The organism is Streptomyces sp. NBC_00212 (genome assembly GCF_045206365.1).
Lineage (GTDB): Bacteria > Actinomycetota > Actinomycetes > Streptomycetales > Streptomycetaceae > Streptomyces.
Genome location: NZ_CP108115.1, coordinates 4,804,798 through 4,818,870 on the forward strand (window position 1 = coordinate 4,804,798; position 14,073 = coordinate 4,818,870).

Annotated in this window: 11 protein-coding genes; 4 read left to right on the forward strand and 7 right to left on the reverse strand. The window is 70.4% G+C overall.

Annotated features, from left to right (window positions below):
• The first annotated feature begins 11 nt into the window (after nucleotides 1-11).
• Both OHA17_RS22115 and OHA17_RS22120 read left to right on the forward strand, forming a co-directional pair.
• Nucleotides 12-1,211 (forward strand): MarP family serine protease, encoded by a 1,200-nt coding sequence (locus OHA17_RS22115; RefSeq protein WP_053728115.1) that lies wholly within the window; start codon nucleotides 12-14, stop codon nucleotides 1,209-1,211.
• A 21-nt stretch (nucleotides 1,212-1,232) separates the two neighbouring features.
• Entirely contained in the window at nucleotides 1,233-2,585 is a 1,353-nt protein-coding gene (locus tag OHA17_RS22120; RefSeq protein WP_406508038.1) for a 6-phospho-beta-glucosidase, read from the forward strand.
• Here the strand turns inward: OHA17_RS22120 and OHA17_RS22125 are convergent.
• The 6 genes from OHA17_RS22125 to OHA17_RS22150 all read right to left on the reverse strand — a co-directional run bounded on the left by OHA17_RS22125 (nucleotide 2,582) and on the right by OHA17_RS22150 (nucleotide 10,503).
• On the reverse strand, nucleotides 2,582-2,779 hold the full coding sequence (locus tag OHA17_RS22125; protein ID WP_406508039.1) for a hypothetical protein: 198 nt from the start codon (nucleotides 2,777-2,779) through the stop codon (nucleotides 2,582-2,584). The genes OHA17_RS22120 and OHA17_RS22125 overlap by 4 nt on opposite strands.
• Nucleotides 2,780-2,895: 116 nt before the next feature.
• Nucleotides 2,896-3,843: an alpha/beta fold hydrolase gene (locus tag OHA17_RS22130; RefSeq protein WP_398878663.1), complete on the reverse strand. Its 948-nt coding sequence runs from the start codon at nucleotides 3,841-3,843 to the stop codon at nucleotides 2,896-2,898.
• The gene (locus tag OHA17_RS22135) at nucleotides 3,840-4,316 is read right to left on the reverse strand and encodes a phage holin family protein (RefSeq protein WP_053728112.1); all 477 of its coding nucleotides are present in this window, start codon (nucleotides 4,314-4,316) and stop codon (nucleotides 3,840-3,842) included. The genes OHA17_RS22130 and OHA17_RS22135 overlap by 4 nt, the downstream gene beginning before the upstream one ends.
• Before the next feature lie 66 nt (nucleotides 4,317-4,382).
• Nucleotides 4,383-5,777, reverse strand: coding sequence for a Na+/H+ antiporter NhaA (gene nhaA, locus OHA17_RS22140; protein ID WP_398878661.1), 1,395 nt, complete (start codon nucleotides 5,775-5,777; stop codon nucleotides 4,383-4,385).
• A 239-nt stretch (nucleotides 5,778-6,016) separates the two neighbouring features.
• Nucleotides 6,017-7,972, reverse strand: a complete 1,956-nt coding sequence (gene acs, locus OHA17_RS22145; RefSeq protein WP_406508040.1) for an acetate--CoA ligase — start codon at nucleotides 7,970-7,972, stop codon at nucleotides 6,017-6,019.
• A gap of 206 nt (nucleotides 7,973-8,178) precedes the next feature.
• Nucleotides 8,179-10,503: a bifunctional SulP family inorganic anion transporter/carbonic anhydrase gene (locus OHA17_RS22150; RefSeq protein WP_406508041.1), complete on the reverse strand. Its 2,325-nt coding sequence runs from the start codon at nucleotides 10,501-10,503 to the stop codon at nucleotides 8,179-8,181.
• Between the two features lie 281 nt (nucleotides 10,504-10,784).
• On the opposite strand from OHA17_RS22150, the gene OHA17_RS22155 reads away from it, so the two are divergent.
• Nucleotides 10,785-12,086, forward strand: a complete 1,302-nt coding sequence (locus OHA17_RS22155) for a hypothetical protein (protein ID WP_406508042.1) — start codon at nucleotides 10,785-10,787, stop codon at nucleotides 12,084-12,086.
• On the opposite strand, the gene OHA17_RS22160 is transcribed toward OHA17_RS22155, so the two are convergent.
• On the reverse strand, nucleotides 12,064-13,062 hold the full coding sequence (locus OHA17_RS22160; protein ID WP_398878653.1) for an ATP-binding protein: 999 nt from the start codon (nucleotides 13,060-13,062) through the stop codon (nucleotides 12,064-12,066). The two genes, OHA17_RS22155 and OHA17_RS22160, sit on opposite strands and share 23 nt — an antisense overlap.
• Nucleotides 13,063-13,164: 102 nt before the next feature.
• Between OHA17_RS22160 and OHA17_RS22165 the strand changes: the two genes are divergently transcribed.
• Nucleotides 13,165-13,983: an oxidoreductase gene (locus OHA17_RS22165; protein ID WP_398878651.1), complete on the forward strand. Its 819-nt coding sequence runs from the start codon at nucleotides 13,165-13,167 to the stop codon at nucleotides 13,981-13,983.
• The last annotated feature ends 90 nt before the right edge of the window (nucleotides 13,984-14,073 follow it).

Here is a 14,073-nt window from a genome sequence, read left to right on the forward strand (position 1 = left end):
GGCTGGGGCCCGTGAACGTGCTGGACATCCTGTTGCTGGTCGCCGCCGTGTGGTTCGCGATCGTCGGCTACCGCCAGGGCTTCGTCGTCGGCATCCTGTCGGTGATCGGGTTCCTCGGCGGTGGCCTCATCGCCGTGTACCTGCTCCCCGTCATCTGGGACCAGCTGACCAACGAGTCCCAGGTCTCGACGACAGCGGCCGTCGTCGCGGTCGTCATCGTGATCGTCTGCGCCTCCGTGGGCCAGGCCTTCACCACCCACTTGGGCAACAAGCTGCGCCGGTACATCACCTGGTCGCCCGCGAGAGCCCTGGACGCCACCGGCGGCGCCCTGGTGAACGTCGTGGCCATGCTGCTCGTCGCGTGGCTGATCGGTTCGGCGCTCGCCGGGACCGCGCTGCCGACGCTGGGCAAGGAGGTCCGCAGCTCCAAGATCCTCCTCGGGGTCTCCAACGTGATGCCCCAACAGGCATCGACCTGGTTCAGCGACTTCTCCTCGGTCCTCGCGCAGAACGGCTTCCCGCAGGTCTTCACGCCGTTCTCGAACGAGTCGATCACCGAGGTCCAGGCGCCCGACCCGAAGCTCGCGGGCAGCCCCGTCGCGGCGGCCGCCCAGAAGTCGATCGTCAAGGTCGTCGGCATGGCCCCGAGCTGCGGAAAGCGCCTCGAAGGCACCGGCTTCGTCTTCGCCGACCGGCGCGTCATGACCAACGCGCACGTGGTGGGCGGCGTGGACGAGCCGACCATCCAGATAGGCGGTCAGGGGCGTACGTACGACGCGAAGGTCGTGCTCTACGACTGGCGCCGCGACATCGCGGTCCTGGACGTGCCGGACCTGAAGGCGCCCCCGCTCCAGTTCACCTCCACCGACGCCCGCAGCGGCAACAGCGCGATCGTCGCGGGCTTCCCCGAGGACCATCCCTACGACGTCCGCTCCGCCCGCATCCGCGGCCGGATCAGCGCGAACGGGCCGGACATCTACCACCGAGGCACGGTCCGCCGCGATGTCTACTCGCTGTTCACCACGGTCCGCCCCGGCAACTCCGGCGGCCCGCTCCTGACCCCCGAGGGCAAGGTGTACGGGGTGGTCTTCGCGAAGTCGCTGGACGACCCGGACACCGGATACGCGCTGACCGCCGACGAGATCCAGGCCGACATCCAGCAGGGCCGCACGGCCAGTCAGCAGGTCGACAGCCAGCAGTGCGCCCTATGACCCCCTGACGAAAAGGCTCCGATGCGACTGACGATCCTCGGTGGCGGCGGCTTCCGCGTCCCCCTCGTGTACAACGCCCTGCTGCGCGACCACGCGCCCGGGCGGGTCACCGAGGTGGTCCTGTACGACCTGGACGCGCCTCGGCTGCACGCCATCGGCCGGGTGCTCGCCGACCGGGCGTACGGGATCCAGGACGCGCCTCGGGTGCGCACCACCACCGACCTCGACGAGGCGCTGCGCGGCGCGGACTTCGTGTTCTCGGCGATCCGCGTCGGCGGCCTGGAGGGCCGGGCCGCCGACGAGCGGATCGCGCTCGCCGAGGGCGTCCTCGGTCAGGAGACGGTCGGCGCGGGCGGCATCGCCTACGGGCTGCGCACCCTGCCGGTCGCCGTCGAGATCGCCCGCCGGGTCGAGGCGGTCGCCCCCGATGCCTGGGTCATCAACTTCACCAATCCGGCGGGCCTGGTCACCGAGGCGATGGCCGAGCACCTCGGCGAGCGCGTCATCGGGATCTGCGACTCGCCGGTGGGCCTGGCCCGCCGGGTCGCCCGCACGATCGGCGCCGACCCGGACGCGGTGCGCCTGGACTACGCGGGCCTCAACCATCTGGGCTGGCTGCACGGCCTGTACGAGGGCGAGAAGAACGTTCTGCCGCGCCTGTTCGAGCAGGGCGACGAGCTCCTCACCTCGTTCGAGGAGGGCAAGCTGTTCGGCGCCGACTGGCTGCGCTCGCTGGGCTCCGTTCCGAACGAGTACCTGCACTACTACTACTTCAACCGCGAGGCGGTGACGGCCTACCAGCGGGCCGAGCAGACCCGCGGCGCCTTCCTCAAGGACCAGCAGGCACGTTTCTACGCCACGGCGGAGACCGTGCCCGACGCGTCGGTGTGGGCGGCCTGGGACCGCACCCGGGCCGAGCGCGAGGCCACGTACATGTCCGAGAACCGGGACGTGTCGGGGGTCGGCGAGCGCGCGGCCGACGACATGGAGTCCGGCGGGTACGAGAAGGTGGCGCTCGCCCTGATGCGGGCCATCGCGCGGGACGAGGCGGCCACGCTCATCCTGAACGTGCGCAACGGAGGGTCCCTGCGCGCGCTCGACGAGCGGGCCGTCATCGAGATCCCCTGCCGCATCGATGCGGCAGGCCCCCGCCCGCTGCCCGTGACGCAGCTGACGGGCCATGAGGCGGGCCTGGTCAACGCGGTGAAGGCGGTCGAGCGGTGTGTCCTTGAGGCGGCCGAGAGCGGGTCGGCGCGGGCGGCGGTGAAGGCCTTCGCCCTGCACCCGCTGGTCGACTCCGTCCAGGTCGCCCGAAGGCTCCTGGACGGCTACCGAAGCGCCCATCCGGGCCTCGGCTACCTCAGGGCGGACTAGGTTCGCGTATGCCGCAGCCGGGCCGAGACCCAGCGGGCCCGGCGGCGCAGGATGCGCGGAATACCCACCTCCCGGGAATCGGAGGAGGGGTGTTCCGGCCCCTGCCCCTGCGGGCCGCCCCTCTCGTACGAGACCGGCCCTGCGGCCGTTCGGCGGTTCCGTGCTGCGTCACCGTAGTCGTGCGTCCAGCCCATACCCCGACGTGTGCCCGGGGCCCATGGTCGGTAACCGCGCCAGAGGGGGCCAATTGGCCTATGCGCCGGGCATTTGGCCGTTCGTCGGACAGCAGTTCCCATGCGGCCACCGGAACTCAGCGATCCGGTTCCGGATCCCTCAGCCAGTTGACCAGTTCGGTCGAGAACGCGACCGGGTCCTCCTCGTGCGGGAAGTGGCCCAGACCGTCGAACAGCCGCCAGCGGTACGGCGCTTCGACGTACTCGCCCGAGCCCGCCGCACTGCGGGTCCGCATCACCGGGTCGAGCGAACCGTGCAGGTGGAGTGTGGGCACCCGGACGGGCCGCTTCATCCTCCGGTTGAACTGGATGCCGTCGGGCCGGGCCATCGAGCGCACCATCCAGCGGTACGGCTCGATGGAGCAGTGCGCCGTGGACGGGATACACATGGCGCGCCGGTAGGTCTCCACGGCCTCGTCCTCGGGCTGGCGCGGGCCCGACCAGTCCCGTACGAGCCGGCCGACCAAGGCGCCGTCGTCCGCGACCAGTTGACGCTCCGGCAGCCACGGCCGCTGGAAGCCCCAGATGTAGGACCCGGCCGAGGTCTGCTTGAGGTCGGCGAGCATCGCCGAGCGCCAGCGGCGCGGATGCGGCATCGACGACACCACGAGCCGGCGCACCACCTTGGGGCGCATCACGGCCGCCGTCCACGCCAGATAGCCGCCCAGGTCGTGCCCGACCAGGGCCGCGTCGGGCTCGCCGAGGGACCGTACGACGCCGGTGATGTCGAGCGCGAGGTTGGCGGGGTCGTAGCCGCGCGGGGTGCGGTCGCTGCCGCCCACCCCGCGCAGGTCCATCGCGACCGCGCGGAAACCGGCGTCGGCAAGCGCGGTCAGCTGATGGCGCCAGGTCCACCAGAACTGCGGAAAGCCGTGGAGCAGCAACACCAGTGGCCCGTCGCCGAGTTCGGCGATGTGGAAGCGCGCACCATTGGCCGCCACGTCCCTATGGGTCCAGGGACCATCGATACGGACGGGGCTGCCGGTGCCGCCAGGGCTTCCGGTACCGGGATCGGGTGCGGTCATGCAGACGAGCGTGCCACAGAGGCGGAGGTCTCCGTGACCGCGTCCTGGACGGTCGCCGGGCGCGGGTGCGGCTTCACGCCCTGCAGGGCCGCGGCCGTCTGCTTGGCCGAGGCGATGGACTTCTCCGGCGGCTTGACCTTCTTGAACTTGGCCACGGCGATCAGCGCGAGCAGCGCCGCGAGCACCACGAACGCGCCGCCGACGATCAGGAACGACCAGGCGAGTCCGAGCCCCAGGTTGTGGATGCCGTACGCCGCCGCGAAGCTGAAGACCGGCAGCGCGAACAGCACGAGCACACCAGCCGCAGTGATGGCGATGCCGCCGATCGCCCCGCGCTTGACGTCCTGGCGCAGCTCGGCCTTGGCCAGCGCGATCTCGTCGTGCACCAGCGCGGACATCTCGGCGGTCGCGGAGGCGACCAGCTGGCCGAGGCTGCGCTCGGCGCTGCCGGCGTTGTGGCTGGGGTCGCTCATCGCTGACTCCCTCATCTCTTCTCGGATACCGACGGGTCGTACAGGTCCAACAGGTCCGTTGTCAGATCATGCCGGACTGTCGCCGTCGTCGCGCCCCGCCCCCGCCAGTTGCGCCAGCCTGCGGTGCTCGGCCGCCTTGTTCTCGTAGATCGTGGCCATCCGCAGGTGGTACTCCGGCTTGTCCAGTTCGTACATGTCGGGGATGCCGTCCTGGTCGTCGTCCCGCTCCTCGTCCTCGACGAGTGCCTTGTACCTGCGTACCCGCATCTTGAGCAGGACGGATGCGAGGACGGCGGCTATCAGCGAGCCCACGAGGACGGCCGCCTTGACCTCGTCGGTCAGGTGGCCCTGGCCGGCGAAGGCGAGTTCGCCGATGAGCAGCGAGACCGTGAAGCCGATGCCGGCGAGCGAGGCGACGGCGAAGACGTCGGCCCAGGCCAGGTCGTCGTTGAGCTCGGCCTTGGTGAACCGGGCGGCCAGCCAGGTGCCGCCGAAGATGCCGAGGGCCTTGCCGACGACCAGGCCGAGCACGACGCCGAGCGTCTCGGGCCGGGTGAAGACGTCGGCCAGGGTGCCGCCGCTGATGCCCACACCGGCCGAGAACAGCGCGAAGAGCGGCACCGCGAGCCCGGCTGAAACAGGGCGCATCAGGTGCTCGATGTGCTCGCCGGGGGAGTGCTCCTCGCCCTCGGTGCGGTGGCAGCGCAGCATCAGGCCCATCGCGACGCCGGCGATGGTGGCGTGGACGCCGCTGTTGTACATCAGCCCCCAGATGACGAGCGCGAGGGGGATGTAGATGTACCAGCCCCTTACGCCCTTCCTGAGCAGCAGCCAGAAGACGGCGAGCCCGACCACGGCGCCGCCGAGGGCCGCGAAGTTGATGCTGTTGGTGAAGAAGACCGCGATGATCAGGATCGCGAAGAGGTCGTCGACGACGGCGAGTGTGAGCAGGAAGGCGCGGAGCGCGGAAGGCAGCGAGGTGCCGATGACCGCGAGCACGGCCAGGGCGAACGCGATGTCCGTAGCGGTCGGTACGGCCCAGCCGTCAAGGGATCCGTTGCCGGAAATGTTGACCAGTGCGTAGACGAGCGCGGGGACGGCCATGCCGCAGACGGCCGCGATCACGGGCAGCGCGGCCGCCTTGGGGTCGCGCAGTTCTCCGGCGACGAGTTCACGTTTGAGCTCGATACCGGCGACAAAGAAGAAGATGGCGAGCAGCCCGTCGGCCGCCCAGTGCTGTATGGAGAGGTCGAGCCCCAGGGCGCCGATTCCCAGATGGAAACCTCGGACCGACTCGTAACTCGAACCCAGGGTGTTCGCCCAGATCAGCGCGGCGATCGCGGCCACGAGCAGCAGGACGCCGCCGACGGTCTCGGCACGCAGTGCCTCCGCGACGAAGTTGCGCTCGGGCAGGGAGAGGCGGCCGAGGAACTTGCGCTTGCTGGGGGTGGGTATGGCCACGAGGGCGACCTCCGGTCGGTTCGGCGGGCATGACTGAGCACGTTGCCGACCAGACTTCCCGGCGCACCTGACCTTCTTGTCGCGTCATTGACGCTTTCCTTACTTTACCTAACTTTATGGAGTGGTGCGTGCGGCGGGGTGAATCCGGTGATCATCACTTTAGGGGCATATGGGTCACAAGGCGCGCGAAAAGGGCCCGGCCGCCTCCCCGGCCGGGCCCTTCAGCGCTGGTCCGCCGCTCAGTCCTCGCTGGCCGCGCCCGGCAGCTTGTTCTGGATCAGTGCCATGACCGAGGAGTCGGTCAGCGTCGTGACGTCGCCCAGCTCACGGTTCTCGGCGACGTCGCGGAGGAGTCGGCGCATGATCTTGCCCGAGCGGGTCTTGGGCAGCTCCGCGACCGGCAGGACGCGCTTCGGCTTGGCGATCGGGCCGAGCGCCGAGCCGACATGTGCCCGCAGCTCCTCGACCAGGGCGTCGGTCTCGGCGGCGGTGCCGCGCAGGATCACGAAGGCCACGATGGCCTGCCCGGTCGTCTCGTCGGCGGCGCCGACCACGGCCGCCTCGGCGACCGACGGGTGCGAGACGAGGGCTGACTCGACCTCGGTCGTCGAGATGTTGTGGCCGGAGACGAGCATGACGTCGTCGACGCGGCCGAGCAGCCAGATGTCGCCGTCGTCGTCCTTCTTGGCGCCGTCACCCGCGAAGTACCGGCCCTCGAAGCGCGACCAGTACGTGTCGATGAAGCGCTGGTCGTCGCCCCAGATGGTGCGCAGCATCGAGGGCCACGGCTCGGTCAGAACGAGGTAGCCGCCCCCGCCGTTCGGGACCTCGTTGGCCTCGTCGTCGACCACGGTCGCGGCGATGCCGGGCAGCGCCCGCTGGGCCGAACCCGGCTTGGTCTCGGTGACCCCGGGCAGCGGCGAGATCATCATCGCGCCGGTCTCGGTCTGCCACCAGGTGTCCACGATCGGGCACTTGTCGGCGCCGATGTGCTTGCGGTACCACATCCACGCCTCGGGGTTGATCGGCTCGCCGACCGACCCCAGGACCCGCAGACTGCTCAGGTCGAACTTGGCGGGGATGTCGTCGCCCCACTTCATGAACGTACGGATCGCGGTCGGCGCGGTGTAGAGGATGGTCACGCCGTACTTCTGCACGATCTCCCAGAACCGCCCCTGGTGCGGGGTGTCCGGGGTGCCCTCGTACATGACCTGGGTCGCGCCGTTGGCGAGCGGCCCGTAGACGATGTACGAGTGCCCGGTGACCCAGCCGATGTCGGCGGTGCACCAGTAGACGTCGCTCTCGGGCTTCAGGTCGAACACCGCGTGGTGGGTGTACGCGGCCTGCGTGAGGTAGCCGCCTGAAGTGTGCAGGATGCCCTTGGGCTTACCCGTCGTACCCGAGGTGTACAGGATGAACAGCGGGTGCTCGGCGTCGAAGGCGGTGGGCGTGTGCTCCACGGACTGGCGGGCGACAATGTCGTCCCACCACACATCGCGGCCCTCGGTGAATGCGGTGTCCTGGCCCGTGCGGCGTACCACCAGCACATGCTCGACCTGCGGGCACTTGGCGACGGCCTCGTCGATGGCGGGCTTCAGGGCGGACGGCTTGCCGCGCCGGTAGCCGCCGTCGGCGGTGATGACGAGCTTGGCGTCGGCGTCCTGGATCCGGGAGGCGACGGCGTCGGCCGAGAAGCCGCCGAAGACCACGGAGTGCGCGGCGCCGACCCGGGCGCAGGCGAGCATCGCGACGGCCGCCTCCGGGATCATCGGCAGGTACACCGCGACCCGGTCCCCGGCCTGGACACCCAGCTCCGTAAGGGCGTTGGCGGCCCTTGACACCTCGTCCTTGAGCTCGGCATAGGTGAGGGAGCGGCTGTCGCCGGGCTCGCCCTCGAAGTGGATGGCGACGCGGTCGCCGTGCCCGGCCTCGACATGGCGGTCGACGCAGTTGTACGCGACGTTCAACTTGCCGTCGGCGAACCACTTCGCGAAGGGCGGGTTCGACCAGTCGAGGGTCTCGGTCGGTTCGGTGGCCCAGGTCAGGCGCCGGGCCTGCTCGGCCCAGAAGCCCAGCCTGTCCGCCTCGGCCCACTCGTACGCCTCCGCCGTCACGTTGGCGTTCGCGGCCAGCTCGGAGGGCGGCGCGAACCGCCGCTCCTCCTTGAGCAGGTTGGCCAGGCTTTCGTTGCTCACGACATCTCCCTTTCCCAGGGCGTCCTATGTGCCTATGTGTCCCGGGCCATAGCTCATCAGGCCAAAGGCCGGGTGACAAGAGTCTCCAGGGAATTGGTTTAGACCTGTAGGCCTCGCTGGTCATCGGCGCGGCACGCGGACGGCCTCTCCTGCGGCGGCGGGAGGCCGGTCAGGAGAGGCCGTACGTCCTTGAGGAGGCGGCAGGTTCAGGCGTGCGTGTCCTCCAGGAGGTTGACGCCGACGCCCTCGAAGACTTCCGCGTGGTCGTCCGGGGCGAGCAGATACGCCTGCGCCTCGCCGACGTGGAAGTACATGCCGTGCAGGGCGAGGGTGCCGGCCGCCAGCGCGCGGGCCACCGATTCGTGCCGGCGCAGATGGTCCAACTGCTGGACGACATTGGTCAGGCAGAGCTGTTCCACGGCGTCGGCGGGCAGCCGCCCGGCGATCCGGGCCCAGGAGTGCCGCCGACTCGCCATCCGCTCCACGCTCGGCCTGCCGTACCGCAGCCAGCGGTGCAGCGGCGTCATCGGCGCCCCGGGCTCGGTGTTGAGCAGCGCCTGCATGGCGCCGCACCCGGAGTGCCCGCACACGGTGATCGACTGGACCCGGAGGATGTCCACGGCGTACTCGATGGCCGCCGCGACCGAGTCGTCGGCGCCTTCCGCACCCGGCGGCGGCACCAGGTTGCCGATGTTGCGCACGGTGAACAGATCACCCGGACCGCTGGAGGTGATCATGCTGGTGACGAGGCGGGAGTCCGCGCAGGTGATGAAGAGCTGCTGCGGCCGCTGGCCCTCGCGGGCGAGCCGGGCCAGCTCGTCGCGCACCAGGGGTGCGGTGTTGCGCTGGAACGAGCTGAGCCCGCTGGCCAGTTGGTGCCCGTGGGTGCGCTGTGGCGGCTGGTCGTGACAGTGGTGGTTGTGCCACGGCGTCCAGGGGCGACAGCAGGTGTGCGCGGTGGAGACGGGCTCGGCGATCCTGCCGCCGGCGCGCCCGGTGACGCGTACGGTGCCGCCGCGCGCGCGGTGCGCGTCCTGCCAGCTCTGCAGCGCCTCGAAGGCGGCGTGGTCCATGAACGACCCGTCCAACTCCACGATGGTGTGGGCCCCTTGGGGGACATGGCCGAGCGCCCGGGTCAGCCGGGGCACGGCGAGGAACGTCAACTGGCCGCGGGCGCGCACCAGATACGTGCCGTCGGCCTCCTCCTGGGCGGTGATCCGGGTACGGGCCAGCCGGTGCAGCGCGACGGCCACGGCCACCGCGATCCCCAGGACCACCCCTTGCAGCACGCCCAGAACGAGCACTCCGCCGACGGAAGCCACGTAAACCAGGAATTCGCGGTGTTTGTGGACGTTGCGGATGTGCGCGAAGTTCACCATCTGGATGCCGACCATCATGACGAGCGCGGCCAGCGCGGCCAGCGGGATCCACTCCAGTACGGACACGAGCAGCCCGGCCGCGAGCAGCACCCACACGCCGTGCAGCACGGTCGAGGCGCGGCCGGTCGCGCCCGCCCGGACGTTGGCGCTGCCCCGCACCGCGCCGCCCGAGACGGGCATCCCGCCGAGCAGCCCGGAGACGGCGTTGGCGATGCCCTGGCCGCGCAGCTCGCGGTCGAGGTCGGCGCGCGCCGGGGCCGTGGTGCCCGGCCGTTCGGACGCCAGCCGGTCCACGGCGACCGAGGAGAGCAGCGACTCCAGGCTGGCGACCAGCGTCACGGTGAGCACGGCGGCGGCGAGCCCGAGCACCGGTCCGTGCGGCAGCTCGGGCAGCACGTGCGCGCCCCAGGAGGGCAGGTCGACCCGGGCGATGTGCGGCGCGGCGAGCGCGGCGACGCCGGTGGCGACCACCACGCAGACGAGCGCGGCGGGGATCCGGCGCAGGGCTTTTCCGACGCGCCCGGGAATCCGTGTCCACAGCAGGAGTACGGCGATGGTCAGCGCGCCGATGAGGGGGGCCGCGGGGCCGACCTGGGCCAACTGCTCGGGCAGTGCAAGGGCGTTGTCCACGACCGAGCTCTGCGGGGAGCCGCCGAGGACGATGTGGAGCTGGGCGAGCGCGATGGCGGCCCCGATGCCGGCGAGGGTGCCGTGCACGATGGCGGGGCTGACCGCGAGGGCGGAGCGGGCCGTCTTCAGCGAGCCCAGGGCGACTTGGACCAGGCCCGCGCACACGGTGATGGCGCAGCTGGTGCGCCAGCCGTAGGTCTGGATCAACTCGGCGGACACCACGGTCAGTCCGGCGGACGGCCCGCTGACGAGCAGGGGCGAGCCGCCGAGCAGCCCGGCGACGATGCCGCCGACGCCGGCCGCGATGAGGCCGGCCTCCAGCGGCGCGTCGATGGCGACGGCGAGGCCGAGTGACATCGGGACGGCGAGCAGGAAGACGGTGATGGACGCCGACAGGTCGGCGCCCTTGATCTGGAAGCGGTGGCGCCGGGGCCCGTCTCCGGAGGGAGGCGTCTGGTGCGGTCGCCGGATGCGAGGCGTGCGAGCTGGGGTCTTGGCGCGAGTGGGTACGCAAGCAGGCATGTTCCCGTCTCCTCCGGGGCAGCGCGGTCGCGGAACGTGGGGTCGCGGCCGTGGGTCACGGCAGTGCAGCGGCGGGATTCTCAACTCTCGGTAAACGAATCGTAATGCAGAGTAAAGCGGCTTACTCCCCATTTAGGGCAAATGGACCAATGATTCATTCTCAAGGGTGAATAATCGGCTTTTCATACGGCTTGTCGTTCCTCCGGTCCTCGGTCTGCGTGCGACTTTTGCGGCGCCGTGACGGCATTCACATCACATGACCGCAAGAAAGAGGTGGGCGGATGATCGCCGCCACGCACGCCACCAAGAGGGTCGCTGTCGGTGTCATCGCCGCGGCCCTGGCCGTCGGAGCCGCGGGCTGCTCCTCGGCGCCCGGCCCGGCCAAGCCGGGCGCCCCCGGCGGGCAGGGAGCCGCCGCCCCCAACCTCGCGCCCCATCTGATCGGGGACGGCTCCACCGCGTACACCGGGCCCCAGCCGCACCTGCTCAAGGCCCAGAAGCTGAAACCGGGGCAACAGCCGCCACAGTTCGTGGTGTTCTCCTGGGACGGCGCCGGCGAGGACAGCCAGAAGCTCTTCTCGCACTTCCGCCAGGTCGCCAAGGAGTCCAACGCGACCATGACGTACTTCCTGAGCGGCGTGTACTTGCTGCCCGATGCCAAGGCGAGCCTGTACACCGCGCCCAAGCACTCCGCGGGCCTGTCCGACATCGGTTTCAATGACGACAAGGGCATCAAGGACACCGTGACCCAACTGCGCGCCGCGTGGCGGGAGGGCAACGAGATCGGCACCCACTTCAACGGCCACTTCTGCGGGCCCGAGGGCGGCGTCGGCACCTGGTCGGTGGACGAGTGGAAGAGCGAGATCGCGCAGGCCAAGTCCTTTGTGAAGAACTGGAAGACGAACTCCGGCATGAAGGCGGAGGCACCGCTCCCGTTCGACTACGACAAGGAGCTCATCGGCGGCCGCACCCCGTGTCTGGAGGGACGCAAGAACTTCGTGGCGGCCGCCGGCCAGTTGGGCTTCCGCTACGACACCAGCGCCGTCAACGACCAGGTGTGGCCGAAGAAGAACGACAACGGAGTCTGGGACCTGTCGATGCAGCTGGTGCCGGTCCCGGGCCGCGGCTTCGAGACGCTGTCCATGGACTACAACTTCTACATGAACCAGTCCAACGCGATGACCGGTGACGCCGATCAGCACGAGTACTGGGGCAACCAGATGCGCGACGGCCTCCTCCAGGCCTTCGTCCGCTCCTACGAGGGCAACCGCGCCCCGCTGATCATCGGCAACCACTTCGAGTCCTGGAACGGCGGCGCCTACATGCGCGCCGTCGAGGACACCATCCGGACGGTGTGCGTGAAGAGCGACGTCCAGTGCGTCTCGTTCCGGGAGCTCGCCGACTGGCTGGACGCCCAGGACCCGGCCGTGCTCGCCAAGTTCAACTCGCTGAAGGTCGGCGAGGCGCCCAAGGGCGGCTGGGCAGCCCTGGAGGCCGCCCAGCCCGCCGCCCCCGCGAAGCCCCTCGCCCCGCTGAAGCCCGCGGTGCCCGAGCCCGCCGTCAGGCAGGCTGCGGCTCACTGACCTCGGCGATCAGCCCCTCGCTCAGCACGAAGGCGGGGTCGACCTGCGCGGCCAGGTCGGCCCCGGTCTTCGCATTGCCCCAGCTCTCCGCGTTCTTCAGGTGGAAGTGCACCATCTGCCGCGTGTAGCGCCCCCAATCCCGGTTTCCGTACGAATCGTCCGCCGCGTTCTGGAGCGACTGCAGGGCGAGCCGGTTGTCGGCCTCCAGGAGCTCGAAGCGGGGCGGTCGGCCCTTCTCCATGGCGCGGACCCAGTCGGAGTGGCCCACCGTCACCAAGAGGTCGTCGCCGACCTCGGCGCGCAGGAAGTCCACGTCGTCCTGGCCCTGCACCTTGTTGCCGACGACCTTGAGCGCGACTCCGTAGTCCCGGGCGTACTCCTTGTACTGGCGGTAGACGGAGACTCCCTTCCGGGTCGGCTCGGCCACCAGGAAGGTCATGTCGAAGCGCGTGAACATGCCGGAGGCGAACGAGTCCGACCCCGCGGTCATGTCGACGACGACGTACTCGTCCACCCCGTCCACCAGGTGGTTCAGGCACAGTTCGACCGCGCCGACCTTCGAGTGGTAGCAGGCGACGCCCAGGTCGGACTCGGTGAACGGGCCGGTCGCCATCAGCCGGATGTCCCCGTCGTCGAGGACGACCCGGCGCGCGCACGCCTCGTACACCGGGTTCGCCTCGCGCACCCTGAGCAGCCGGGAGCCGTGGCCCGGCGGCGTCGTCTTGATCATCGTCTCGGTGGAGGCGATCCGCGGGTTGGTGCCGCGCAGGTACTCCTTGATGAGCGGCAGGTGCGCGCCCATCGCGGGCAGGGCCGCTGCCTCCTCCTCGTCGAGCCCGAGCGCGGCCCCGAGGTGCTGGTTGATGTCGGCGTCGACCGCGACGACGGCGGCCTCGTTGGCGGTGAGGTGACGGATGAAGAGCGAGGACAGCGTGGTTTTGCCGCTGCCGCCCTTCCCCACGAAAGCGATCTTCATGTTCACCAAGGGTAATTGCATGGTGCCGGTACGTATGCATGTCGAGTGAAGAAGACCACTCGAAGGTGGGGCGCGGCTTGCGGACGCGTAGCCTCCTTACCTATGAGTACGAACGCCGCTGACCCTCTTGTCGCCCTCGGTGGGCTGCCGGGCGTCCCGGACGCCGTGGACTCCATGCGCAAGGCTGTGGACCGGGTCTACGGGCACCGTGTGATGCGGCGCCGCAGCAACGAGATCACCTCGGAAGCGGCGCTGCGCGGGGCTCGCGGCAGTGCCGCCCTGTCCGGCGCGGACTGGGCGCTCGAAGAGGTGCGGCGGCGGACCGACTTCGGCAGCGAGCCCGAGGCGCGCACCGTCGGCGCCGCGCTGCGGCTGACCGCCGAGGCGGGCCAACTCCTGTCCATCTGGCGCCAGTCGCCCCTGCGGGTCCTTGCCCGGCTGCACCTGGTCGCGGCCGCGGACTCCAGTGACGCGGTCGGCCGGCCGCGCCGGCGCGGCGAAGCCGTCGACGAGCCGCTCATCGAACTCCCGCTGCCGGAGGCGGACGAGGTCGCCGGCCGCCTCGAAGGCCTCTCCCGGCTGATCATCGCGGGCGGCTCGGCTCCGGCCCTGGTGACCGCCGCCATCGTGCACGGCGAACTCCTCGCGCTGCGGCCCTTCACCTCGCACAACGGACTCGTCGCGCGTACCGCCGAGCGGATCGTGCTGATCGGCAGCGGCCTGGACCCGAAGGCGATCTGCCCGGCCGAGGTCGGCCATGCGGAGCTGGGGCGGGCGGCCTATGCGGCGGCGCTCGACGGCTATGTCTCGGGGACCCCGCAGGGCATGGCGGCCTGGATCGCCCACTGCGGCAAGGCGGTCGAGCTGGGCGTGCGCGAGTCGACGGCGGTGTGCGAGGCGCTCCAGCGCGGCGCCGCGTAGGCGAAGCGTCCGGCCGCCCGTTTCGCGGCGGGCGCCCGGTTCACCGCTCTTCGCGGAACCGAAGTCGTACATTTCGTACGGGAAAAGGGT

Coding starts and splice junctions, on each gene's coding strand:
- OHA17_RS22135 (WP_053728112.1), bottom strand. CDS start 4,316: ATGAGCGACCCCAGCCACAACGCCGGCAGCGCCGAGCGCAGCCTCGGC.
- OHA17_RS22165 (WP_398878651.1), top strand. CDS start 13,165: ATGAGTACGAACGCCGCTGACCCTCTTGTCGCCCTCGGTGGGCTGCCG.
- OHA17_RS22130 (WP_398878663.1), bottom strand. CDS start 3,843: ATGACCGCACCCGATCCCGGTACCGGAAGCCCTGGCGGCACCGGCAGC.
- OHA17_RS22120 (WP_406508038.1), top strand. CDS start 1,233: ATGCGACTGACGATCCTCGGTGGCGGCGGCTTCCGCGTCCCCCTCGTG.
- OHA17_RS22150 (WP_406508041.1), bottom strand. CDS start 10,503: ATGCCTGCTTGCGTACCCACTCGCGCCAAGACCCCAGCTCGCACGCCT.
- OHA17_RS22155 (WP_406508042.1), top strand. CDS start 10,785: ATGATCGCCGCCACGCACGCCACCAAGAGGGTCGCTGTCGGTGTCATC.
- OHA17_RS22160 (WP_398878653.1), bottom strand. CDS start 13,062: ATGAAGATCGCTTTCGTGGGGAAGGGCGGCAGCGGCAAAACCACGCTG.
- OHA17_RS22125 (WP_406508039.1), bottom strand. CDS start 2,779: ATGGGCTGGACGCACGACTACGGTGACGCAGCACGGAACCGCCGAACG.